General features: G+C 42.8%; 20 protein-coding genes and 1 pseudogene. 15 read left to right on the top strand and 6 right to left on the bottom strand.

Annotated features, from left to right (window positions below; all coding sequences use genetic code 11):
- Window positions 1–136: 136 nt before the first annotated feature.
- Together V7K15_RS19785 and V7K15_RS19780 are read left to right on the top strand one after the other, a co-directional pair.
- Window positions 137–1,267, top strand: coding sequence for a glycosyltransferase family 4 protein (locus V7K15_RS19785; RefSeq protein WP_334907922.1), 1,131 nt, complete (start codon window positions 137–139; stop codon window positions 1,265–1,267).
- 91 nt (window positions 1,268–1,358) lie between these two features.
- Window positions 1,359–1,586, top strand: a pseudogene (locus tag V7K15_RS19780) (hypothetical protein); the annotation flags it as partial.
- Between the two features lie 69 nt (window positions 1,587–1,655).
- Here the strand turns inward: V7K15_RS19780 and V7K15_RS19775 are convergent.
- Entirely contained in the window at window positions 1,656–1,925 is a 270-nt protein-coding gene (locus V7K15_RS19775) for a DUF7219 family protein (RefSeq protein ID WP_334907917.1), read from the bottom strand.
- A 728-nt stretch (window positions 1,926–2,653) separates the two neighbouring features.
- Here V7K15_RS19775 and purC point away from each other — a divergent pair.
- From purC to V7K15_RS19740, 7 genes are all read left to right on the top strand, one after another.
- On the top strand, window positions 2,654–3,391 hold the full coding sequence (gene purC, locus V7K15_RS19770) for a phosphoribosylaminoimidazolesuccinocarboxamide synthase (RefSeq protein ID WP_334908075.1): 738 nt from the start codon (window positions 2,654–2,656) through the stop codon (window positions 3,389–3,391).
- Between the two features lie 125 nt (window positions 3,392–3,516).
- A complete protein-coding gene (locus V7K15_RS19765) occupies window positions 3,517–6,153 on the top strand; it encodes a BamA/TamA family outer membrane protein (protein ID WP_334907915.1) in 2,637 nt (878 codons plus the stop codon).
- A gap of 203 nt (window positions 6,154–6,356) precedes the next feature.
- Window positions 6,357–7,223 carry a UDP-3-O-acyl-N-acetylglucosamine deacetylase gene (lpxC, locus tag V7K15_RS19760; protein ID WP_334907913.1) on the top strand — a complete coding sequence of 289 codons (867 nt, stop codon included), beginning with the start codon at window positions 6,357–6,359 and terminating at the stop codon, window positions 7,221–7,223.
- Window positions 7,224–7,290: 67 nt separating this feature from the next.
- The gene (fabZ, locus tag V7K15_RS19755) at window positions 7,291–7,821 is read left to right on the top strand and encodes a 3-hydroxyacyl-ACP dehydratase FabZ (protein WP_334907911.1); all 531 of its coding nucleotides are present in this window, start codon (window positions 7,291–7,293) and stop codon (window positions 7,819–7,821) included.
- A 311-nt stretch (window positions 7,822–8,132) separates the two neighbouring features.
- Complete coding sequence (gene lpxA / locus V7K15_RS19750; RefSeq protein ID WP_334907909.1) at window positions 8,133–8,948, top strand: acyl-ACP--UDP-N-acetylglucosamine O-acyltransferase; 816 nt, start codon at window positions 8,133–8,135, stop codon at window positions 8,946–8,948.
- A 216-nt stretch (window positions 8,949–9,164) separates the two neighbouring features.
- Window positions 9,165–10,331 (top strand): lipid-A-disaccharide synthase, encoded by a 1,167-nt coding sequence (lpxB, locus tag V7K15_RS19745; RefSeq protein ID WP_334907907.1) that lies wholly within the window; start codon window positions 9,165–9,167, stop codon window positions 10,329–10,331.
- A 181-nt stretch (window positions 10,332–10,512) separates the two neighbouring features.
- Window positions 10,513–11,766, top strand: a complete 1,254-nt coding sequence (locus V7K15_RS19740; protein ID WP_334907905.1) for a DNA cytosine methyltransferase — start codon at window positions 10,513–10,515, stop codon at window positions 11,764–11,766.
- Window positions 11,767–11,800: 34 nt separating this feature from the next.
- Here V7K15_RS19740 and V7K15_RS19735 read toward each other — a convergent pair whose 3' ends face one another.
- Together V7K15_RS19735 and V7K15_RS19730 are read right to left on the bottom strand one after the other, a co-directional pair.
- A complete protein-coding gene (locus V7K15_RS19735) occupies window positions 11,801–12,052 on the bottom strand; it encodes a hypothetical protein (protein WP_334907903.1) in 252 nt (83 codons plus the stop codon).
- Window positions 12,053–12,237: 185 nt separating this feature from the next.
- Window positions 12,238–12,759: a hypothetical protein gene (locus V7K15_RS19730; RefSeq protein ID WP_334907901.1), complete on the bottom strand. Its 522-nt coding sequence runs from the start codon at window positions 12,757–12,759 to the stop codon at window positions 12,238–12,240.
- A 242-nt stretch (window positions 12,760–13,001) separates the two neighbouring features.
- On the opposite strand from V7K15_RS19730, the gene nfi reads away from it, so the two are divergent.
- A complete protein-coding gene (gene nfi, locus V7K15_RS19725; RefSeq protein ID WP_334907899.1) occupies window positions 13,002–13,667 on the top strand; it encodes a deoxyribonuclease V in 666 nt (221 codons plus the stop codon).
- Window positions 13,668–13,979: 312 nt separating this feature from the next.
- On the opposite strand, the gene V7K15_RS19720 is transcribed toward nfi, so the two are convergent.
- Window positions 13,980–14,240, bottom strand: coding sequence for a hypothetical protein (locus V7K15_RS19720; protein WP_334907897.1), 261 nt, complete (start codon window positions 14,238–14,240; stop codon window positions 13,980–13,982).
- Between the two features lie 134 nt (window positions 14,241–14,374).
- Between V7K15_RS19720 and V7K15_RS19715 the strand changes: the two genes are divergently transcribed.
- The gene (locus V7K15_RS19715; protein ID WP_334907895.1) at window positions 14,375–16,891 is read left to right on the top strand and encodes a tetratricopeptide repeat protein; all 2,517 of its coding nucleotides are present in this window, start codon (window positions 14,375–14,377) and stop codon (window positions 16,889–16,891) included.
- A 55-nt stretch (window positions 16,892–16,946) separates the two neighbouring features.
- On the opposite strand, the gene V7K15_RS19710 is transcribed toward V7K15_RS19715, so the two are convergent.
- Window positions 16,947–17,069: a hypothetical protein gene (locus V7K15_RS19710; RefSeq protein WP_334907893.1), complete on the bottom strand. Its 123-nt coding sequence runs from the start codon at window positions 17,067–17,069 to the stop codon at window positions 16,947–16,949.
- 154 nt (window positions 17,070–17,223) lie between these two features.
- Between V7K15_RS19710 and V7K15_RS19705 the strand changes: the two genes are divergently transcribed.
- Both V7K15_RS19705 and V7K15_RS19700 read left to right on the top strand, forming a co-directional pair.
- Entirely contained in the window at window positions 17,224–19,113 is a 1,890-nt protein-coding gene (locus V7K15_RS19705) for a tetratricopeptide repeat protein (RefSeq protein WP_334907891.1), read from the top strand.
- Between the two features lie 138 nt (window positions 19,114–19,251).
- The gene (locus V7K15_RS19700) at window positions 19,252–20,229 is read left to right on the top strand and encodes an alpha/beta hydrolase family protein (protein WP_334907889.1); all 978 of its coding nucleotides are present in this window, start codon (window positions 19,252–19,254) and stop codon (window positions 20,227–20,229) included.
- A 388-nt stretch (window positions 20,230–20,617) separates the two neighbouring features.
- Here V7K15_RS19700 and V7K15_RS19695 read toward each other — a convergent pair whose 3' ends face one another.
- The gene (locus tag V7K15_RS19695) at window positions 20,618–21,115 is read right to left on the bottom strand and encodes a pentapeptide repeat-containing protein (RefSeq protein WP_334907887.1); all 498 of its coding nucleotides are present in this window, start codon (window positions 21,113–21,115) and stop codon (window positions 20,618–20,620) included.
- A 330-nt stretch (window positions 21,116–21,445) separates the two neighbouring features.
- Here V7K15_RS19695 and gcvT point away from each other — a divergent pair, with 330 nt between their 5' ends.
- Entirely contained in the window at window positions 21,446–22,582 is a 1,137-nt protein-coding gene (gene gcvT / locus V7K15_RS19690) for a glycine cleavage system aminomethyltransferase GcvT (protein ID WP_334907885.1), read from the top strand.
- 447 nt (window positions 22,583–23,029) lie between these two features.
- A complete protein-coding gene (tumE, locus tag V7K15_RS19685) occupies window positions 23,030–23,236 on the top strand; it encodes a toxin TumE (RefSeq protein ID WP_334907883.1) in 207 nt (68 codons plus the stop codon).
- Window positions 23,237–23,277 lie beyond the last annotated feature (41 nt).

The raw sequence follows: 23,277 nt of genomic DNA, 5'->3' as shown, positions 1-23,277 counted from the left end.
ATTACTAAATTTGCCCTTTATTACAGTTATTTTGATTGTGCAGAATTGATTACAGCACACGAGACAGTTTACTCTGTGTTTAAGAGCAAAATGCACTCTTAAGCTGGGATTATTTGCCTGTACTGAATAGTTTTATATGAGAATTGCTCTATTTACCGAAACCTTTTTACCCAAGGTTGACGGCATTGTAACGCGCCTACGCCATACTGTTGATCATTTACAGCGCAGTGGTAATCAAGTGCTGGTGATTGCACCTGATGGAGGCATCACAGAATACAAAGGCGCTAAAGTTTATGGCGTTAGTGGCTTTCCTCTGCCATTGTATCCAGAATTGCAAATGGCATTACCCCGCCCAGCCATTGGTTATGTTTTAGAAGAGTTTAAGCCAGATGTTATTCATGTCGTGAATCCAGCAGTTTTGGGTTTAGCTGGGATATTTTATAGCAAAATTCTCAAAATACCCTTAGTGGAGTCTTACCATACGCATTTACCCCAATATCTCCAGCATTACGGCTTGGGGATGCTGGAAGGGCTTCTTTGGGAATTGCTGAAAGGCGCTCATAATCAAGCAGCTTTGAATCTGTGTACCTCAACAGTAATGATTGAGGAACTGACAGCACACGGTATTGAACGTGTAGATTTATGGCAGCGTGGGGTGGATACCGAATTATTTCACCCAGATTTAGCTAGTGTAGAGATGCGATCGCGCTTATCGCAAAATCATCCAGAAAGTCCATTGCTACTTTACGTTGGGCGGCTTTCTGCTGAAAAAGAAATTGAGCGCATCAAACCAATTTTAGAGGCAATTCCCCAAGCGCGGTTGGCATTGGTTGGGGATGGTCCACACCGTCAAGCATTGCAAAAACACTTTGCTGACACAAACACTTATTTTGTTGGGTATCTTATGGGGCAAGAGTTAGGCTCTGCCTTTGCAAGTGCTGATGCCTTTATGTTTCCTTCCCGTACAGAAACATTAGGCTTAGTACTACTAGAAGCGATGGCTGCTGGCTGTCCAGTGGTAGCAGCCCGTTCGGGGGGAATTCCCGATATTGTCACAGATGGGGTAAATGGATATCTTTTTGAGCCAACAGCAGATGTTCAAGGAGCGTTAGCTGCCACTGTTCGCCTCTTAGAACAAAAACAACAACGAGACATCATCCGTCAAAATGCTCGCCAGGAAGCAGAAAATTGGGGTTGGGCAGCTGCCACTAAGCAGCTACAAGATTACTATCAAAAGGTGATATTTTCTGAACAGTTGACAAAATAGGGGAGTGGTCCCAAAAGCCCTGCTTTGGCTAGGGCGCTCGTATCGCCCACCCCACAATCAGTAGTTGAGTATTTTTTTATTTGTCAGTCCCTTAATTAGCGATCGCACTATTCCCTTAGATGCCAAAATCCAAGAGTTTTTGTTTCACTATCATACTGGAGACTCGGCTTATTTATCGCGCAACTTCTCACGAGCGATCGCCTGTTTTGAAGCCGCCAAATGCATCCAGCCCCAAGACCAAGCTGTTGATATCCACCGAGAACGGGCGCATAATTATCAAAAAGCGCCGCCCCCAGATCCCTGGGATGGTATCTTTTAAACCCCAACTAAAATAGGACTTCTTGGTAGTTGCACTGAGTACAAACCCTTTTTAATTATGAATTAATAATTATGAATTAGGTTCAACCTCCCCCTGGTCATCCTGAAACGGGTCTTCGCCAATTCTTAGCTCTTTTTTTGAGCGTTTCAACTGTTTCCATAAATCCTTTATTTGTTCGTAAGCTTGACCTGGAGGCAGTTTTCCACCTGTTTCTAAGTTGCAAATGTAGCTGACTCGTTGGGCAAATTCCTGTAGATTTGCATTAAAAACCAAGTTTTCTGGCTTTACCTGACCGTAGTAGCGACCACGAGGAAACAGAAAATCATCCTTATTTACCATTTTGTTCTCCAATTTATTCAACTCATCTTCTGTTTAAATCTCTAAAGCTGAATTACTAGCTAACCTAATCTTTCTTTTGTCAGACTGGGGGAAATCAAATCATCCAACTCCTTTTCCAATCGCTGATGCGGGAATTGGTTAATTCAGATTTTGAGACTAAAGGATCAAGCTTGAAATACTTATATTATAAATGTTACAAAAAAAACTTCCTCCTAAAGTAACTAGAGAGAATATTTGATTTTCCTCCCGGTTGTCAATTTATCTCATCTTAAATTATGAAGTTCGGATTGTAATTAACTTCAATGGAAACCGTGAGTGACAAACTATACAAAATATAATCGTAGTTGCTACAAATATTTAGTAATAACTATTACAATACTTTAGTTCAAAGCACTTAGGCAAACATACTATAAACCAAAGCCAATTGTCCTCTGTTAAAAGTTAGAGATTAAGTTCTCAATCTTTGGCAACAGGTTACTGATTCAGTTACCAACAAGAGGGCATTGGGTAAAACAGTTCCGTTAGCGCTAGCGGGGCGTTTAGCCCGTCCCAGTTCTGAGTAAAGAAGTGAGATTCCCCACTCAGTCATTAGGCGTCTTTGGCCAATTATCGTCAGCCCGACGTCCTCTTAAATAATCACCAATGGCTAATAGTTAATAACTAAAGATAAAATGGTGAAGCCTCAAAGGACAACCTTTGGTTCATCGCCTAGAACTTTACCTGCCACCATGTCTGTTAATTCCAAGTTATACGAAGGCAAAGCGAAAATTCTCTATACAACGGACGATCCGGAAGTCTTGTTGGCTGATTTTAAAGACGATGCCACGGCGTTTAACGCCCAAAAGCGTGGCAGCATCCAAGGGAAAGGAAAAATTAATTGTAGCATTTCCAGCCAGCTTTTTAAACAGTTGGAGGCTTATGGTATAAAGACTCACTTTATCGACAGCCCTGCCCCGAATCAGATGCGGGTGAAGGCAGTAAAGATTTTACCCTTAGAGGTAGTGATTAGAAATATTGCTGCTGGCAGTCTGTGTCAACAGACAGGGTTAGCAGTGGGTACAATTCTGAAACAGCCTTTGGTTGAGTTTTATTACAAAAACGATCAGTTAGGAGATCCTTTGTTGACACGCGATCGCCTATACCTGCTAGAACTAGCTACTGCGGAACAAGTAGACGCAATTATCCATCTAGCATTGCAAATCAACGAATTTCTCCGTAACTTTTGGCAACGGTGCGGCATTACCCTAGTAGACTTCAAACTAGAGTTTGGTTTGGACTCACAACAGCAGTTGCTCTTGGCAGACGAAATTAGCCCCGACACCTGCCGTTTGTGGGATACCGCAGAAGAAGACTCAAACCGCCGGGTAATGGACAAAGACCGCTTTCGCCGAGACTTAGGAAATGTAGAGGATGCCTACCAGGAAGTTTTACAAAGAGTGCTAAAAGCAGTAGAGAGTAATAGTTAAGTGGGTAAAAATCAATTAAACTCGTGTGGATTGTCCTTTGTCACTAATAGTCAATAACAAATGACAAATGACAAATGACAAATTTGTGATGGTGTGTGTGGTCGTGAATAGGAATCATAAGTAAAATGCGTTTATCTCCCGTATTGCTGGCAGCAGTAGCAATTACAGTCCCTTTGGGCGGCTCACTGAGTGCAAATGCAGAAACCGCCAACAGTTCAAAACAGACAACAGAAGTTTTGACACTAGGAACAAATCAGCAGCCAGAAAAGGACACTGGTCAGCGTTACACTAGTGAGAGTTTAAAATCTCGACCTAATCTTACAGGGGTTACAGAGGCGGAACATCTACAATCCCCCGTTGTCACAATTTACCCTGCCAATCGAGCCACGATGCCTGCTCTGGGCTACGCCGGAGCGACACCAAAGGTAATAGTACCAACCTCCACAACGCCAACAACTGCACAAACTCCTCAAATAATAAATCCCAACCCTACTCAACAGCTATCTCCCGCTCCAGTCATTCCACCCCCAGCTAGTCAACAACAAACACCTTCGCCAACTCTTGACACTACTCCAGTTCCAGAAAATGTCAATCCACCGACAACGCAACCTTTATTACCCACAACTCCCGAACCATCAGCCGCTCCAGACATTCCACTCCCAAGTAGTCAACAACTAACACCTTTCCAAACTCCTGAGACTACTCCAGTCCCAGAAAATGTCAATCCACCGACAACGCAACCTTTATTACCCACAACTCCCGAACCATCAGCCGCTCCAGACATTCCACCCCCAGCTAGTCAACAACGAACACCTACCCCAAACCCAGGCGCGACTCCAAATCCGCAGAACGTTAACCCACCGACAACTCCGGGAAATACTCAACCCAACCCAGCCCCAGAAGCCAATGACCCCCGCGTACTGGTATCGGAAGTAGTAGTTAAATCCCAGGCTGGGCAACTATCACCAGAACTAGAAGACCAAGTTTACAAAGTAATTCGTACCCAACCAGGAAGAACGACAACCCGCAGCCAACTGCAAGAAGATATTAACGCCATCTTTGGTACTGGCTTCTTCTCCAACGTCCAAGCGGCGCCAGAAGATACCCCCTTGGGAGTGCGAGTCAGCTTTGTTGTACAGCCTAACCCCGTCCTCACCAAGGTACAAGTACAAGCCAATCCTGGCACTGGTGTTGCTTCCGTACTACCACTTAATACTGTAGATGAAGTCTTTCGCCAGCAATATGGCAAAATCCTCAACTTGCGCGACTTGCAGGAAGGCATCAAGCAGTTAAACAAGCGATATCAAGACCAAGGTTACGTGCTAGCCAACGTAATTGGAGCGCCCCAAGTCTCTGAAAACGGAATTGTCACCTTGCAAATAGCAGAAGGGGTAGTAGAAAATATTAGAGTCCGGTTCCGCAATAAAGATGGTCAGGAGACAGACGAGAAGGGACAACCAATTCGCGGACGGACGCAAAATTACATCATTACACGAGAATTGGAATTAAAGCCAGGACAAGTATTCAACCGCAACACAGTGCAAAAAGACCTACAGCGCGTGTATGGACTGGGACTGTTTGAAGATGTGAATGTCTCCCTTGACCCTGGTAGTGACCCCAGCAAGGTAGATGTAGTAGTGAATGTAGCTGAACGCGGTAGTGGTTCTGTTGCTGCTGGGGCAGGGATTAGTTCTGCTAGTGGACTATTTGGCACGGTTAGCTATCAACAGCAAAACCTGAACGGTAGGAACCAAAAACTGGGTGCAGAGGTACAGGTGGGAGAGCGGGAACTGCTGTTTGACCTGCGGTATACAGACCCCTGGATCGCCGGAGATCCCTATCGGACTTCCTACACGGTCAATCTTTTTCGCCGCAGTTCCATTTCCTTGATTTTTGATGGCAAAGATCAGGACATTAGAACATTTGACCCAAAGAATCCCACTAATACAGATTCTCAGGATACCCCCCGGATTCTCCGTCTAGGTGGTGGTGTCACCTTTAGCCGTCCCCTGTCCTCCAATCCCTACAAAACTTCCGTCTGGAGTGCCTCAGCCGGTTTACAGTATCAACGAGTTTCCGCCCGTGATGCTGATGGCAATCTCAGAAAAACAGGAGCGATATTTGATGATAATAATGGTACCCGCATCAGCCAAGAAATTCCACTTACCTTGTCTGGTTCAGGTGAAGACGACTTGGTGCTATTGCAACTAGGCGTACAGCGCGATCTCCGTAATAACCCCTTGCAACCTACCAAGGGTTCTTATCTCCGCCTTGGAATCGATCAGTCAATCCCCGTGGGACTAGGCAGCATTTTCCTCACCAGATTACGGGGTAGCTACAGCCAATATTTACCCATCAAGTTGATTAGCTTCTCCAAAGGCGCACAAACTCTAGCATTTAACTTCCAAGCCGGAACAGTTTTCGGTGACTTGCCTCCCTACGAAGCATTTACCCTTGGGGGTAGCAACTCCGTCCGGGGTTATGAAGAAGGAGCATTAGGTAGTGGACGCAGTTATGTGCAAGCATCAGTTGAGTATCGGTTCCCAGTTTTTTCAGTAGTCAGTGGCGCACTATTTTTTGATGTCGGTAGTGATCTGGGTACTAGTACCCTAGCAGCTGATGTGCTGAATAAGAACGGGAGCGGCTACGGCTATGGTCTCGGCGTTCGCGTCCAGTCTCCACTAGGACCAATTCGGATTGACTATGGTATCAACAATGACGGTGATAGCCGGATTAATTTTGGTATTGGCGAAAGATTTTAACCAGTTAGAAGTTAGGAGTTATGAGTTTTAATTCCTCACTCCTCACTCTTAACTCATAACTTTTCTGGATTAGCTTGCTAATTTTTACATTTACCTCAATACTGTTCCGATAAAGGGATTAATGACATTTTTAGGGAAATATCAGGGATTTTACCAAAACAGACGATGAACAATACTAAAAGAAATATATTGACTTTTCGGTTATGCAACAACACACTCTAGCAGCCCAAATTACTCAAACTGGGGTGGGATTGCATAGCGGTGTGAGTACCCAGGTGCGGATACTACCAGCTGAGGCGGGAAGTGGACGCTACTTTGTGCGGGTGGATTTACCGGATTTGCCGATCATTCCAGCCCAGGTTGCCGCAGTTAGTCACACTGTTCTCTCAACCCAGTTGGGCAAGGGTGAGGTATATGTTCGCACGGTAGAGCATTTGTTGGCAGCGCTTTCGGGTATGGGCGTGGATAATGCCCGGATTGAAATTGATGGGCCAGAAGTTCCACTTTTGGATGGTTCGGCAAGTCTGTGGACAGCCAACATTACCCAAGTTGGCCTAGTATCACAACCCCTTAACAACCAAGTTCCGTTGGCTATTACAGAACCAATATGGGTATATCAAGGGGATGCCTTTGTATGTGCCCTCCCAGCACCAGAAACCCGTTTTAGTTACGGTATTGATTTTGACCTTCCGGCCATTGGTAATCAATGGCATAGTTGGTCACTAACTGCTGAACTAGAAAAAGCTTCTGCTAGCTTTGCTGCGGAAATCGCTCCTGCCCGGACTTTTGGGTTACTGGATCAAATTGAACACTTACAAAAAACAGGGTTAATTAAAGGTGGCAGTTTGGATAATGCACTCGTTTGTGGATCAGAAGGCTGGCTAAATCCACCATTGAGATTTGCAAATGAGCCAGTCCGTCATAAAATCTTAGATTTAGTGGGAGATTTAAGTTTACTAGGAACTTTTCCTACTGCTCATTTCTTAGCATATAAAGCCAGTCACAATTTACACATTCAACTGGCTCAAAAAATTTTAGATTTGGGATTGGATCTAAAGCCTAAAATCTAAGATTATTAAGGCTTTGGATATACACCTGCCTACTCAACTTTCAGACGAAAAATCAACTACACGGCCAATGTCAATTATCACTGAAGTAAATATCATCGATCCGACTACACCTACATCTATCGAACCACAGGCTATAAATGAGACTAAAATCAGTTCTGAGATTAAAACAACTTTCACATCTGAAGAAATTCAGAAATTACTACCCCACCGCTACCCATTTTTACTTGTAGACAAAATAATTGACTACGTTCCAGGAAAACGAGCTGTTGGCGTTAAAAATGTCACTATCAACGAACCCCATTTCCTAGGACATTTCCCTGGACGTCCACTGATGCCAGGGGTGCTAATTGTCGAAGCAATGGCACAAGTTGGGGGCATTGTTCTAACTCAAATGTCTCCCGGAGAAGGCGGGCTATTCGTCTTTGCTGGTATCGATAAAGTCCGCTTTCGCCGCCAAGTCGTACCGGGAGATCAACTAGTAATGACGGTGGAACTGTTATGGGTAAAACAACGTCGTTTCGGTAAGATGCAAGGTCGTGCCGAAGTTGACGGTCAACTTGCTTGTGAAGGGGAATTAATGTTTTCTCTAGTTAGCTAAAAGTTTGCTTTGGTGGTATGGGCATAGCCGTGAAATGCCCATATTGAATCCTGAAAAAGGATAACAGTAAAAAAAATCCACTATAGCATCTGATAATTTCTTGATTTTGGACGCCCTCTCTACGAGACGCACTCACAAACACATTTAACTTGCTTTGCCCGACACTTTCGTTCACTGAAATACTTCACGCTCAACAACGCCAGTTGCCTTGATGGGACAGCAGTCGGTATAACTCTCTTAACCAGGGTAACACGCTGCCTCATAAACCCCGTCCGGCGCTGGATTATCAAGACAGTTCTGGAGATTCACCCTTGAAAACGCTAATTCATCCAACTGCTGTAATTCATCCAAAATCGGAACTCCACCATACAGTGCAAGTCGGTGCCTATGCTGTGATTGGAGCGCATGTCAAAGTGGGTCCCGAAACAATAATCGGCGCTCATGCAGTGCTAGAGGGACCTTGTGAAATTGGGGCGCAAAACCAGATTTTTACAGGTGCAGCCATCGGCATGGAACCCCAGGATCTGAAGTTTGTGGGAGAGCCAACTTGGGTCAAAATTGGTGATAACAATTTGATTCGGGAGTACGTTACGATTAACCGCGCTACCGGTGCCGGTGAAGCGACGGTAATTGGTGATGGTAACTTGCTGATGGCTTATGTCCATGTGGCTCATAACTGCGTGATTGAAGACCAAGTAGTGATTGCTAACTCTGTGGCGTTGGCAGGTCATGTCCATATAGAGTCACGCGCTAGGCTGAGTGGGGTTTTAGGTGTCCATCAATTTGTGCATATTGGTAGACAGGCAATGGTGGGAGGTATGGCACGTATTGACCGAGATGTAGCCCCATATATGCTAGTGGAGGGAAATCCGGCACGGGTACGAACCCTCAACCTTGTGGGACTTAAACGGTCTGGTATGGACTCAGCAGATTTGCAAATGCTGAAAAAAGCCTTCCGCATTCTCTACCGTTCTAATTTGTCTTTTAAGGATGCCTTGGAAGAACTGGAATTGTTAGGGGATAGCGAAAAATTGCAGCATCTGCGACGCTTTTTGTTACTTTCTCAGATGTCAGGAAGGCGTGGCTTGATTCCCGGTAAAGGGAAAAAAGGCGCCAGTGATGAATAGTGAGATGTTAGATATATCATGTCTGTCGAATTAGCCATAATCAAAGCACCCCTCCCCGCAAGCGAGGAGGGGAGTAAGAGCGTAGCTGGCGGGGAGGGGTTCTGAGAAATTGTGGTTAATTGCTTAGACATCATAAATTATGAGTTATGAGTTGATGAATTAAATTTTTAACTCCTAACTCCTCACTCCTAATTTTTACTAATTACTAATTATCAAATGCGGATATTTATCAGCACTGGCGAAGTATCTGGCGATTTACAAGGATCGCTGCTAATTGCGGCACTGAAGCGTCAAGCTGTGGCGATTAGGTTGGAATTAGAGATTGTGGCGCTGGGTGGCGAAAAAATGGTAGAGGCTGGGGCAATTTTACTGGGCAATACCAGCAGTATTGGCTCAATGGGTATTCTAGAAGGGCTGCCTTATATTTTATCGACTCTCCAGGTGCAACGTCAGGCGATCGCTTCTTTAAAGCAAGATCCACCGGATTTAGTGGTGCTGATCGATTATATGACTCCCAATCTGGAAATCGGGACTTATATGAAACGGCACTTACCACATGTGCCTGTGGTGTATTACATTGCTCCTCAAGAGTGGGCTTGGTCAGTCAATTTGCGTAGGACTAACCGGATTGTTGGCTTTACAGACAAGCTGTTGGCAATCTTCCCACAAGAAGCGCGTTATTTTCGGGAACAAGGCGCAAAAGTTATTTGGGTAGGGCATCCTTTGGTTGACCGAATGCAAGACGCTCCTAATCGCCAAGTCGCTCGTGGAAGATTGGGGATTGCACCAGAACAAATTGCGATCGCACTCCTCCCCGTCTCTCGCCACCAAGAGCTAAAATATCTTTTACCAATTATTTTTCAAGCTGCCCAAACTATTCAAGCTAAATTACCTGAAGTTCATTTCTGGATTCCCCTGTCGCTGGAAGTCTATAGACAGCCAATTGAGGAGGCAGTTAAGCGTTACGGTTTGCGGGCTACAGTTTTATTAGGTCAACAAAAGGAAGTTTTTGCAGCTGCTGATTTAGCCATTAGCAAATCTGGTACTGTGAACTTAGAACTTGCTTTGTTAAATGTGCCGCAAGTTGTAGTTTACCGTCTAAGTTCCCTGACTGCTTGGATAGCTCGTAAAATCCTCAAAGGTTCTTTAACCTTCGCATCGCCACCTAATTTAGTAGTGATGAAGCCGATTGTGCCAGAATTTTTACAAGAGCAAGCCACACCAGAGAATATTATCCAAGCGGCGATGGAACTGCTACTCAATCCCAGTCGCAGAGAACAAACTTTGCTAGATTATGAAGAAATGCGGCAGTGTTTAGGAGAAATTGGAGTGTGCGATCGCGCTGCTATAGAAATTTTGCAAATGCGACCAAATAATTCGTAATTCGTAATTCGTAATTCGTAATTCGTAATTCGTAATTAAAAATAGCGAATCAATCAGTTTATTTATGAGTAAAATTAAGTGCGAAGCATCTGTTTTTGCCAGAAGCCGCATTTATCCATAGGGTAATTACGAATTACGAATTATAAATTACGAATTAGATTGAGGTGTTATGGCTCATGAGATGAGAAAACAACGAGCGATCGCAGTTGACTTATTCGCCGGTGCGGGCGGTATGACTCTTGGCTTTGAGCAAGCTGGTTTTGATGTGCTGGCTTCTGTGGAAATCGACCCGATCCACTGTGCAACACATGAGTTTAACTTCCCTTATTGCTCAGTGTTATGTAAAAGCGTTGTGGATACAACCGGGGAAGAAATTAGGAATCGGTCTAAGATTGGCGCTCGCGAAATCGATGTGGTAATTTGTGGCTCACCATGTCAAGGATTTTCCCTAATTGGTAAACGGATTGTTGATGATCCGCGAAACTCTTTGGTGTTTCACTTTCATCGGCTGGTTTTTGAGCTAAAACCGAAATTCTTTGTGATGGAAAATGTCCGGGGGATCACAGTTGGCGAACATAAACAAATCCTCCAAACGTTAATTAGCGAGTTTAGAATTTACGGCTATCAAGTAGAAGAAAATTACCAAGTTCTCAACGCTGCAAATTACGGAGTACCACAGTTTCGTGAGAGATTATTTCTCATCGGTACAAGGGAGGATGTAGAGTTACCAAAATACCCTCAACCGATTACTAAACGAGCATTACCAAATAATTTAAATTCTAAAAAAATATCTGACATTCCATTGAGTCCTACAGTATGGGATGCAATTGGAGATTTACCGGAAATAGAAAATTATCCAGATTTACTAACAAGAAATTGGGTTGTAGCAGAATACGGAAAACCTAGTAATTATGCTCTTGTACTTCGCGGTATCAAATGCCTGGACGATGATTATTCTTACAAACGTGAATATGATTTGCGAATACTTTCTTCAAGTTTAAGAACAAAACATTCTGCGGAAACTATTAAACGTTTTCAGGACACTCAACAAGGCGAGAGAGAAAAAATTAGTCGTTTTTATAAGCTGCATCCTGCTGGTGTCTGCAATACTTTAAGAGCCGGAACAGACAAGTATAGAGGTTCTTTTACATCTCCTAGACCGATTCATCCAATTACGCCGCGCTGTATCACAGTTAGGGAAGCGGCGAGATTGCATTCTTACCCAGATTGGTTTAGATTTCATGTAACTAAATGGCACGGATTTCGGCAAGTTGGTAACTCTGTACCACCGCTACTAGCAAAGGCTGTGGCGGCTGAAATTATTCGCAGTTTGAATATTTCGCCTTTTAAGCCTAGTTTACGATACAAGTTGCCAGAGGAGAAGCTATTACAATTTAATATGTCGCAAGCGGCACAATATTATCAGTGTGATTGATAAAAATCTACTCTGTAATATGTGCAAGGTTGGGCTAAGTCCAGCTACGGAAGAATGTACTATCTTCCCAAATATTAGCAGTCTGTTGAGCGATCGCTGTCAATTCTTCCTTCTTAATAGGCACAAAAGCCCGCGCTATCTTGACATTATTCTCTAATTGTGGGACAGTCCCTGCCGCAATTACACAACAATGAACTCCAGAACAGATTTCTACTACACCGCTAGGTTTGACGATCGCCGATGCATCTCCCTGTTTAGCAAGTTCTAAAAGATTCGGCTGTGTCATAACCAATAAATCCCAAAATCTGAGATAATATCTTCTATCTCAGGATTCCCCATTTACAAGTAAAAGCAACATTTTCAGAATATTTCCAGCCCTCTGTTTAAAATTTACATATATTTATTAAACTTATTACAAAAGCCCCAATTTTAGACTCTTTTTCTGCACCTATCCATGATCAAAATTAAATACTAACGTTCTTTTGTAATCACAGAGCTACCATTACTAATACTTACTTTTTGAATAGAAACCTCAGTGCAAGATGATAAAATATCAGTACCTATTTGATTAGCAATAATTTCAAAATCTTGGTTTGTTAATCCTCGTGCAGTATCGCCACTTAAATTAATACAAATAGTTAGGGTTTGAGGATTACTAGAAAATTGTTGATTATCTACTACTTCTAGTTCAGCTTCTGCTATGCCTAAATCAAACTCTTGACTCCAAGCTGGAAACTGATTACCCGTTTGTTGTCCATAAACTTTGACTATTTCAACAGATGCAGCCCCTAAAGCCGTTAAGCCTTTGTGAATAAATGCAACTAAAATTTGCTGATTTGGGACTTCAGCAGATTCTAGGATTACCTCTAAGTAACCATCTTTGAAGGCAACTTTTGCAGTCATAGCTTTGGGGTGTAGGTGGCGGTTCATCAGAGATGCGATCGCCTGTACATCTCCCTGTTTTGCAAGTTTTAGAATATTCGGCTGTGTCATAACCAGTAAAAGGCAAAATCTAGGAAAATAAACTTATATCCTCATGATTCCCTCTTCACAGCCTTAAGTAACATTATGATGTAAGATATCAGCTAACCTGGGCTAAAATATCTAGTATAAAGATAGTCTTTCCTAGACTCTTGCAATAAATAAATTTTCCCTGTATCAACATCAAAAACTCTTGTTTTGTGATTGCAAAATTAACAGGATTGATATTAATCAGTTTAATTCCAAATTTAAATATGAAGTTTTATCGAGATCATGCTTGGCCTTCGACGCTGGAAGAAGCCATAGTTATCCAAGAAAATTTGCAAGATCAGGTAATTACTGAAGATCAACTCCAAGAACCTATCCAGTACGTTGCTGGAGTCGATATGGGTTTTGAAGCTGATGGAACAATTAGCCGTGCAGCTGTCGCAGTATTGAGTTTTCCTGATTTGCAAGTAATCGAGACAAGCCTAGCACGCCGTCCTACTTCCTTTCCCTACATTCCTGGTTTCCTCTCTTTTCGAGAAATCCCAGCTGTCCTTGATGCCCTGGAAAAAATTAAAACAATACCAGATATCATCCTGTGTGATGGTCAGGGAATTGCCCATCCCCGCAGATTAGGTATAGCTAGCCATTTAGGGTTACTTATAGATATGCCGACAATTGGTGTAGCCAAATCGTTGTTGGTAGGTAAGTATGGGGAATTGCCAGAAACAAAAGGCAGCCAGCAACCATTGATATATAAGGGTGAAACGATTGGGGCAGTTTTGCGATCGCGCACAGGAGTAAAACCTCTCTACATCTCCAGTGGTCATCGTATTAGTTTACCGACAGCGATTGACTATGTATTACGCTGCACGACAAAATATCGCCTGCCAGAAACTACACGCATTGCGGATAAATTAGCCTCGGCGAAATAAAGCTTATTGAAGTTTTTTCTAAATACTTGCTTGCACCTACTCATTAAATCACTCACCTTAGTACAGAATTTCATAACTTCATAGCGAATTAAAATTGGCAAAACTCAGCGCCCCTTTGCGTCCCTTTGCGTTTAAAAAAGCTACTAATTTTGGAAATGCTGTACTTAGCCTAAGAAAACAGAAGGAATACAGTAAATTAAATTGGCGGTTAGAAAGCGCGTCTACATAGGCAAAACCCACCTACGTAGGTTTCAAACCTTCAATTTTTCCTTATGTGTAGCCGCGAATTCCATTGCCCTGGTTCTAAATTGACTACTTCTTTTTTTCCCTTGTCGGGCTTACAATTACAGGCACTAAAGTTTTAACTAAACCCGTAATCGCCACAATCACAGAGGCAATTCCCCCAATCGACAATGAAGTTAAAATTGCCGCCGCGAGAATAATTTCAGTGGGGCTGTATCCGTCTCGCATCCAGGTAGATGGATTGTCTAGTGATGTTGGCGAGGCGGGGATTAATTGCGAAGTTTGGGTGGTTTGATTGGAGTTGACTGGAGTTGTTAGGACAATTTTCACGGCTGAACCTCTTATAAATGTTTCTATACAAATAATATTTCTGCGTTGAAGAGGGGAGATTCCCTAGAAATGGAGACAAAGTAGAGAGAAGGTAGAAATTAAGTAGAATCGAGAAGAAATCTCACAAGCTGTCTATGCAATGGGCTGAATTTCTAGCCAACGAAGCTGCTCGTGATGGCTTATCCCCAGAGCAAACGGCAGCTTTTGTAGAATGTTTAAAGACTGAAAACTCAGTTAAGAGTCAAACCGAAGTTGCCACAGAACTGAAAATCGGTATTCTTGCTTTCAAAAAGCGGATGGCTGAGGTGTATGACAAGTTTGCCCAGAGTTATCCTGAATTAGCCACCTCTAACAGTCGGGGCAAACTAAAAAAGTTACGGGCTTGCCTGACAAGGAAATATAATGGCGGGCAAGATGCCCACCCCACAATTAAAGAAATTCATCACAATATTCCCCCTGCTGTCCCATTTGAAAAATTTGTAGGGCGTGAAACGGAACTAGAAAAACTGCACCAGCAATTACAAACATCTCGGCAAGTTGCAATTGTCGCTGTGGCGGGTATGGGTGGAGTAGGCAAAACTGAAATTGCTATCCAATACGCTAAACAGCATTTGCAGAATTATCAAGGTGGGGTTTGCTGGTTATCTGCACAGGGAATAGATGTCATAATTCAGATTTTCAGATTTGTTGAATTAAAGTTCAACAAAATTGCACCTGACGATTGGGAATTAGCAGATAGGCTGAAATACTGCTGGGAAAATTGGCAAAAAGGTGAAGTGCTACTGGTGTTTGATAATGTCACTGACTACAAAACACAGGTTCAGCCTTATCTACCCCCAGAATCACCTCGGTTTAAAGTATTGCTGACAACGCGGGAGAAATTTGATAGAACTTTGCCGCAATTATCTTTGGGTGTTCTCAAACCATTGGCGGCGATGAAATTATTAAAATCGCTGGTTGACAGAGAACGACTAAAAAGCGAACCTTGGGTTGCGAGAGAAATTTGTAAATTCTTGGGATATTTGCCTTTGGCATTAGAGTTAGTGGGGCGATATCTGGATATAATGCCAGATTTGTCTCTGGAAACACTGCGGAAGCGGCTAGAAAAAAAGCGACTGGAACACGAAGCAATCGCCAAGGCTAACCCATTGATGCGTTATGAATATGGTGTGGCTGAAGCTTTTGCATTGAGTTGGGAACAGTTGGATGAGAAAGCACAAGGCTTAGGCTGTTGGCTGAGTTTGTATGCCTTGGCTGATATTCCTTTTTCTGTTGAGTGGATAAAAGATGACGATGAACAAGAACTTTGGGAGAAAGCTATAGCCCAGTTGCGGAAACTACATTTAATACAATGGCAAAGTAAAGGAATTTATCGTCTACATCCACTAATTCGGCAATTTTTCCAAATGAAGTTGGATGAGTCAAGTGAGGCAGATAAGGTGAAAACAATCTTTGCAGCGCTTATGCTAGAGGTCGCAAAGCAAATTCCTCCACAGCCTAACCGTGAAGATATTTTCAACCTCACTCCTTTTATCTCCCACCTTGCAGAAGTTGCAACCCACCTATCCCAATATCTCAGCGACGAGGATTTAATTTGGCCTTTCACACGCTTAGGCTGGTTTTATAAAGGTCAAGGACTTTATCAGCAAGCAGAACCTTGGTACAAACTATGTAAAGAGGTAGCTGAAAATCGTCTTGGTTTAGAACATCCCAATGTCGCCGCTACCCTGAACAATCTAGCAGGACTCTACAAATCTACAGGACGCTACAGCGAGGCTGAACCTCTGTATCTGCAAGCTTTGGAACTGACAAAACGCCTACAAGGAGACAACCATCTCGATGTCGCCACTAGCTTGAACAATCTCGCAGGACTCTACGAATCTACAGGACGCTACAGCGAAGCTGAACCTCTGTATCTGCAAGCTTTGGAACTGACAAAACGCCTACAAGGAGACAACCACCCCGATGTCGCCACTAGCTTAAACAATCTCGCAGGACTCTACGAATCTACAGGACGCTACAGCGAGGCTGAACCTCTGTATCTGCAAGCTTTGGAACTGAGAAAACGTTTACTGGGAGACAACCATTCCACTGTCGCTACTAGCCTGAACAATCTCGCGGCACTCTATTGTTCTACAGGACGGTACAGGGAAGCCGAACCCCAATATCAGCAAGCTTTGGAATTAATAAAACGCTTACTGGGAGACAACCATCCCCATGTTGCCAATAGCTTCAACAATCTCGCAGTACTCTACCAATCTACAGGACGCTACAGCGAAGCCGAACCCCTGTATCAGCAAGCTTTGGAACTGAGAAAACGTTTACTGGGAGACAACCATCCCCATATCGCCACTAGTCTGAACAATCTCGCAGCACTCTATGATTCTACAGGACGCTACAGCGAAGCCGAACCCCTGTATCAGCAAGCTTTGGAACTAAGCAAACGCTTACTGGGAGACAACCATCCCAATGTCGCCGATAGCTTGAACAATCTCGCATTACTCTACGATTCTACAGGACGCTACAGCGAAGCCGAACCCTTGTTTCAGCAAGCTTTGGAAATTTGTGAGCAGGCTTTAGGTGTAGGTCATCCCGATACAATGAGGGTTCGGGGAAATTATGCAATATTTTTAAGAAAAGGATATCGCTAACGATCGCACCTTTCAAACAAATCACACCAAATTGATGCTACAAAACAGTTGTAGTTTAAATTTTAGCAGCGATCGCCTTCACACACCCAATAGTCAAGTCAATAATACTGCTCCGGCGTAGCCCGTCGTAGACATTGCGTAGCTGTTTTGAGTTCAAAACGCCAAACTTGAGGTTCAAAGGCTCAACTTCGAGGTTCAAAGGCTCAAGTAGCGATGTTTAATGGCAACCACTGCTTTTAAATGTTTCTATGCAAATGGTATTTCTACCCCAAAGAGAGGTGCTTTCCAAATGTAGACAAAGTAGAATTAAAAATAAACTTCACAAGCTGTTTATGCAATGGGGTAATTTTCTAGCCAAAGAAGCTGCTACTCATGGTTTATCTCTAAAGCAAACAGTAGCTTTTATAAAATATTTTAAGACTGAAAACTTAGGTAAAAGTGAAGCTAAACTTGCCAGCGAATTAAACGTTGATGTTGCTACTTTTAGAAACTGGATGGGTGAAGTATATGAAAAGTTCGCCCAGAATTATCCTGAATTAGCTATTTCCAACAGTCGGGGCAAACTAGAAAAGTTACAAGCTTACCTGAAGGCGAAACATAATAGTGAATTAGATGTCTTTAAACCCTTGGCGGCGATAAAATTATTAAAATCGCTGGTGGTTCGGGAACGACTGCAACAAGAAGCTTGGGTTGCGAGAAGAATTTGTAAATTTTTGGGATATTTGCCTTTAGCGTTAGAGTTAGTGGGGCGATATCTGGATAAAATGCCAGATTTGTCTCTGGAAACACTGCTGAAGCGGCTAGAGAAAAAGCGACTGGAACATGAAACAGTAGTCAATGTTAACTCATTGATAGATTATGAATTCGGTCTAGCTGAAGCTTTTGAATTGAGTTGGGAACAGTTGGATGAGAATGCACAAAGCTTTGGCTATTTGCTAAGTTTGTGTGCCTTAGCTGACATTCCCTTATCTGTTGAGACGATAGAAAATGACAAACAACAACTCAATCAAAAAGCCATAGCTGATTTACTGGAATTGCATTTGCTACAACGGAAAAGTAAAGAAATTTATCGTCTAAATCCACTAATTCGGCAACTTTTCCAAATGAAGTTGGATAAGTCAAGTGAGGCGGATGAAGCAAAAACTAAATTTGCAGTGATGATGTTACAAGTAGCAAAGCTAATTCCGCAACAGCCTAACCCTGAAGATATTCTCAACCTCACTCCACATATCCCGCACATTACAGAAGTTGCAACCCACCTATCCCAGTATTTAGGTGATAAAAATTTAATCACTCTGTTTACTAAATTAACTTGGTTTTATCAAGGTCAAGGACTTTATCAGCAAGCAGAACTTTGGTTACAACAGTGTGTAGAACTGACTCAAAATCGTCTTGGTTTAGAACATTCCGATGTCGTTGCTAATCTAAACAATTTAGCAGGACTCTACGAATCTACAGGACGCTACAGCGAAGCTGAACCTTTATATCAGCAAGCTTTAGAACTGAGAAAACGTTTCCTGGGAGACAACCATCTTGATGTCGCCACTAGCCTGAACAATTTAGCATTGCTCTACGAATCTACAGGACATTACAGCGAAGCCGAACCCTTACTTGAGCAAGCTTTAGAACTAAGAAAACGCCTACTGGGAGAAGAACATCCTGATGTCGCTACTAATGTCAGCTATTTAGCATTACTCTACGAATCTACAGGACGCTACAGCGAAGCCGAACCTTTGTATCAGCAAGCTTTGGAACTGTGGAAACGCCTAGTGGGAGATGAACATCCCCATGTCGCCACTAGCCTGAACAATTTAGCAGCATTCTACTGTTATACAGGACGCTACAGCGAAGCCGAACCCTTGCTTGAGCAAGCTTTAGAACTGAGAAAACGCCTGCTGGGAAAAGAACATATCGATGTTGGCACTAGCCTGAACAATTTAGCACAACTCTACGAATCTACAGGACGTTACAACAAAGCCGAACCCTTGTATCAGCAAGCTTTAGAACTGAGTAAACGCCTGCTGGGAGACAAGCATCCCGATGTTGCCATTAGTCTGAACAATCTCGCAGCACTCTACCGTAATACAAAACGCTACAAGAAAGCCAAACCCCTGTTTGAGCAAGCTTTGAGAATTTGTGAACGGACTTTAGGTGTAAGTCATCCTACTACTATGACGGTTCGGGCAAATTATGCCAGCTTTTTAAGAGAAGCATATCACTAGCGAACGCCTCCGGCACGCTACGCGAACGCACCTCTCAAGGAAGATTCCACCATAAAAGTAATTCAAAATTATTTATTAAAAGAAAAATACTTGTTACTAGAATGAGAATAAATGTGCAAGTGTGGATGGAGTCTGAGTGTGCTGAAACTTAAAATTTTGTCAGTAGTTCCAGGTACATTATTAGTGGTATTAAGTATGAGTAAAACAGCCACTGCTACAACGTTCAATCCCTCTCCTATATTTACAGATATTACAAGCTATACAACAAATATATCTACAACTAATGATCTCGCTGATATTTATTTTCCTAACCTATCTAACTTAAAAACTGATAATTACTCATTTCCTGTTGCACTGTTACTACAAGGTGCCAATGTAGATAAATCAGATTATTCAAATTATGCTAGTACGGTAGCTGGCTATGGATTTGTTGTAGTTGTACCCAATAACGAGCGGACGCTGCCACCATTAGGCAAAGGACTTTTTTCTCAAACAGAGCAAATCAATGCTGTTCTTGCACAAATGCGAACAGAAAATTCTAATTCTAATTCACCTGTTGCAGGTATTGTTAACACTCAAAAACTTGGATTGCTAGGACATTCCTTTGGTGGTGGTGTCGGATTATCTGTAATTGCGGATGTTTGCCTGCCTCGTTTTTGCTCTTCACCTACAAGCTTGCCTAGTGAAGTCGTAGCTGGCGTCTTTTATGCCACAGGTTTAGCACCTACTCCAAACGTTTTACCCGTGGAGTACATTCCTATTAATAATTCGGGAATAGCTATTGCTTTATTAAAAGGAACACTGGATGGTATAGTACCTCCTTTTATTACTTATAGAACTTATGAGAATATACAAAATCCTCCAAAAACTTTGATAACTTTAGCAGGTACTAATCATTACGGTATCACAAATACCAACAACCCACCTGGATCATTACTAGACAGAAATACACCTACAATCCCTCAAGATATCGCAATTGAAACTTTAGCTCGGTGGAGTGGATTGTTTTTACGTGCGAGTATTCTTAATGATAAAGACGCTTTTAATTATGTGTATTTCACAGGTGATGCTACTGACCCCAATATTACAGTAATTAGTGAACGTATTCCTGAATAAACACCGACTGCTGCGCTTTTTGGAATAGGTATTGCTGGAGTCATTATTACTCAATTGCGAAAACTAATAAATAAATCAAAACGTCATAATAGTATAGTGGAATTATAAGTATTAAAAATGAGTGGAAATGTTTTATTATAAACGCGATCGCCCTTTGCGTCCTTAGCGGTTCAAAAAAATATCCCCCTCTCCACCAACGAAGAAGCAGGGTGGTTTCATACGAAAAAAGAAAAATACATAAGTCTTGATTTCTGATTTTGTGTTATGGCTTTTTAGCCCGCTTCCATTCCTCTCCCCCACGGGGGCAGAGGTTTTGAAACCCAGTTTTAGTTTTTCTCTGCTTCTATGAAACCACCCTGCTCTCCACTAAAGAAGTAGGGGTGAGATTTTACTTACATCCTAAAGATTTACGAGTATCCACACCAGTTTTAGAATTTACACCCCTTGCCTTCACACAAAGTTTTTTCACTTGTATGCCATCTAAAATCGCATTCGTAAAATCAGCACCTGTGATATCCACGCCATCAAAAGTAGAACGCAGCATCATTGCATCAGTCAACACAGCATCACTTAAATCAGCATTCTTAAATCTTGTTAGATAGGCTATGCCTTCACTAAAATCAGCACCATGCAAATTTACTTGCTGCAATACGCTACCGTTAAACACGCTACCACGTAAGTTAGCATTGCTAAAATTAGCATTCTCTAACTTGAGATTGGTAAACTCAGTGCCAATTAAACTTTGACCAGAGTAATCCTTGCCCTTAAGTTCATCATTCCCCACAGAACGGGTAATACTCGAAGAACTTGCAGCTTGCGCCGATAGGGGAAAGAAAAAAAGAACCATAGCTAAGATAAAGCTAGCTAACAGTTGCCAATATTTCATAATCTCTTCTTAATAAATCTCAACACTTGTACCATTAACTATTAAAGCTTACAGAAGGGGACAAGGGGATAAGGGAGTGGGGGATGAGGGAGAATAACTAATGCCCAATACTTCTCTACGAGAGGCTGCGCCAACGACTTCTCTACGAGACGCTACGCGTAGCTTGCTTCCACGTACTCCTGCGGAGGACAAGCTACGCGCAGCGTCCCGCAGGGAAGTGGTACGCTCAGTACAAGTGCCCAATACCCAAATTCGATACACAAGTCTGTAAAACTAGAAGGCATCTCGTAGGATGATAGATGTTGAGGTGCGATCGCAAAATAATTACCCGTGGCTAATCAAGAAGACAACGCCCAAACTGTGGCGCGAACCCCCTTATATCAATTGGGTGTAGAACTCAAAGCCCGCCTTACCAGCTTTGGCGGCTGGGAAATGCCCGTGCAATTTAGTGGCATTAGCCGCGAACACGAGGCTGTCAGAAATACAGCCGGAATGTTCGATATTTCCCACATGGGCAAATTTACCCTCCAAGGTAAAAACCTGATTTCCCAACTCCAGCCTCTAGTGCCTTCAGACTTGAGTCGTTTGCAACCCGGTCAAGCACAATACACCGTATTGTTAAATCCCCAAGCCGGAATTATTGATGACATCATTGTTTATTATCAAGGTGAAGATGCCACTGGGACACAGAGAGCATTTATCATAGTCAATGCCGCAACCTCCAGTAAAGATAAAGCATGGCTATTGCAACACCTTGACTTGGATAAGGTGCAATTCCAAGACCTTTCACCAGATAAAGTCTTAATTGCCGTGCAAGGGCCAAAAGCGATTAAATATCTCCAGCCATTAGTGCAAGAAGCCTTACAACCAATCAAAGCCTTCGGACATTTAGAAGCAACATTACTAGGTAAACCTGCCTTCCTAGCCCGCACAGGTTACACCGGAGAAGATGGCTTTGAAGTGATGGTAGATCCAGATGTGGGAGTAGAATTGTGGCGAAGTCTCCATAATGCTGGTGTTATCCCCTGTGGACTCGGTGCCAGAGATACCCTGCGGCTAGAAGCGGCGATGGCACTTTACGGACAAGATATCGATGACACCATCACACCCTTAGAAGCAGGTTTGGGGTGGCTAGTTCACTTAGATACCAAAGGCGATTTTATTGGTCGGGAAGTTTTAGTACAGCAAAAAGCCATTGGAGTGCAGCGCCGATTGGTAGGTTTGCAAACCCAAGGACGCAACATTGCCCGTCACGGCTATCAAGTGTTATCCACAGGTAAAATTGTAGGTGAAGTTACCAGTGGCACTCTGTCGCCTACACTGGGTTATCCCATTGCCTTAGCCTACGTTCCCACCCAGTTAGCAACTGTCACTCAGCAGCTAGAAGTCGAAATTCGCGGCAAAGCTTATCCAGCAGTTGTAGTTAAACGTCCCTTTTATCGGTCAAAAAATCGTGTCGCCAACTGATAAGTGCCGAGGTTTTTGAGGAATAATATGTTTTGACACTCCCACGGCTTTAAGCCGTGGGATTCTTGGTTTATCAAGTCTACAAACCCAAGATTCGTTGCCCAATCGTGCCAGAGGTAGTTCTGTCCGCAAGCTTTTTGCTTGATTACACAAGCCAGAACTGGTATGCCCTACCGTACTGTTTAGACCAAAAACTTTGGCTTTCTTCTTTCTTGATGCTTAAAGATTTTACCTGTGCAAGCATGCCTGCACAGAACCCCTATCTTCTCCCTTCGCGTAGCGTCTCGTAGAGAAGGGGAGACGCTACGCGAACAGTTTTCAAGGTACGATGCCTCTCATATCTGGGTTTTTAAAGGTTTTTGAATCTAATTTTAGGATGTATCAATTAAAGCCTGTAAAATTTTGTTCACACCCATGATTTTTTCTCACCTCTGAGAAATCCGGGTTGTGATTGTAGATAATCAGATTACATATATCGATTACCGCTATCACTTTCAAGAAGAGCAAAATAGTCTGATTTTTCTTGACAGTACACCACACTTTCCTAACTTGCCTAGCTTTCCGCACCATAAACATCTTTTCAACAACGTAATTGCTTGCGAAAAGCCACATATAGCGGATGTGCTAGAAGAAGTGATGGAGTTTTTAGAGTAGGAATATGGAATTTGCATCGCCAAACAGAACCATCAAATGTA

It is taken from the genome of Nostoc sp., assembly GCF_036919815.1.
In the GTDB taxonomy this organism is placed as follows: Bacteria; Cyanobacteriota; Cyanobacteriia; order Cyanobacteriales; family Nostocaceae; genus Nostoc.
Note: the sequence above shows the minus strand (reverse complement) of the source record. Positions and strands in the feature narration are given on the sequence as shown.

What these genes read in the sequence shown, in the direction of transcription:
- V7K15_RS19740 (WP_334907905.1), top strand. Translation starts at nt 10,513, where the DNA reads ATGAGAAAACAACGAGCGATCGCAGTTGACTTATTCGCCGGTGCGGGC.
- V7K15_RS19735 (WP_334907903.1), bottom strand. Translation starts at nt 12,052, where the DNA reads ATGACACAGCCGAATCTTTTAGAACTTGCTAAACAGGGAGATGCATCG.
- lpxB (WP_334907907.1), top strand. Translation starts at nt 9,165, where the DNA reads ATGCGGATATTTATCAGCACTGGCGAAGTATCTGGCGATTTACAAGGA.
- V7K15_RS19715 (WP_334907895.1), top strand. Translation starts at nt 14,375, where the DNA reads ATGCAATGGGCTGAATTTCTAGCCAACGAAGCTGCTCGTGATGGCTTA.
- nfi (WP_334907899.1), top strand. Translation starts at nt 13,002, where the DNA reads ATGAAGTTTTATCGAGATCATGCTTGGCCTTCGACGCTGGAAGAAGCC.
- V7K15_RS19785 (WP_334907922.1), top strand. Translation starts at nt 137, where the DNA reads ATGAGAATTGCTCTATTTACCGAAACCTTTTTACCCAAGGTTGACGGC.
- purC (WP_334908075.1), top strand. Translation starts at nt 2,654, where the DNA reads ATGTCTGTTAATTCCAAGTTATACGAAGGCAAAGCGAAAATTCTCTAT.
- V7K15_RS19695 (WP_334907887.1), bottom strand. Translation starts at nt 21,115, where the DNA reads ATGAAATATTGGCAACTGTTAGCTAGCTTTATCTTAGCTATGGTTCTT.
- lpxC (WP_334907913.1), top strand. Translation starts at nt 6,357, where the DNA reads ATGCAACAACACACTCTAGCAGCCCAAATTACTCAAACTGGGGTGGGA.
- fabZ (WP_334907911.1), top strand. Translation starts at nt 7,291, where the DNA reads ATGTCAATTATCACTGAAGTAAATATCATCGATCCGACTACACCTACA.
- V7K15_RS19730 (WP_334907901.1), bottom strand. Translation starts at nt 12,759, where the DNA reads ATGACACAGCCGAATATTCTAAAACTTGCAAAACAGGGAGATGTACAG.
- V7K15_RS19775 (WP_334907917.1), bottom strand. Translation starts at nt 1,925, where the DNA reads ATGGTAAATAAGGATGATTTTCTGTTTCCTCGTGGTCGCTACTACGGT.
- V7K15_RS19765 (WP_334907915.1), top strand. Translation starts at nt 3,517, where the DNA reads ATGCGTTTATCTCCCGTATTGCTGGCAGCAGTAGCAATTACAGTCCCT.
- V7K15_RS19705 (WP_334907891.1), top strand. Translation starts at nt 17,224, where the DNA reads ATGCAATGGGGTAATTTTCTAGCCAAAGAAGCTGCTACTCATGGTTTA.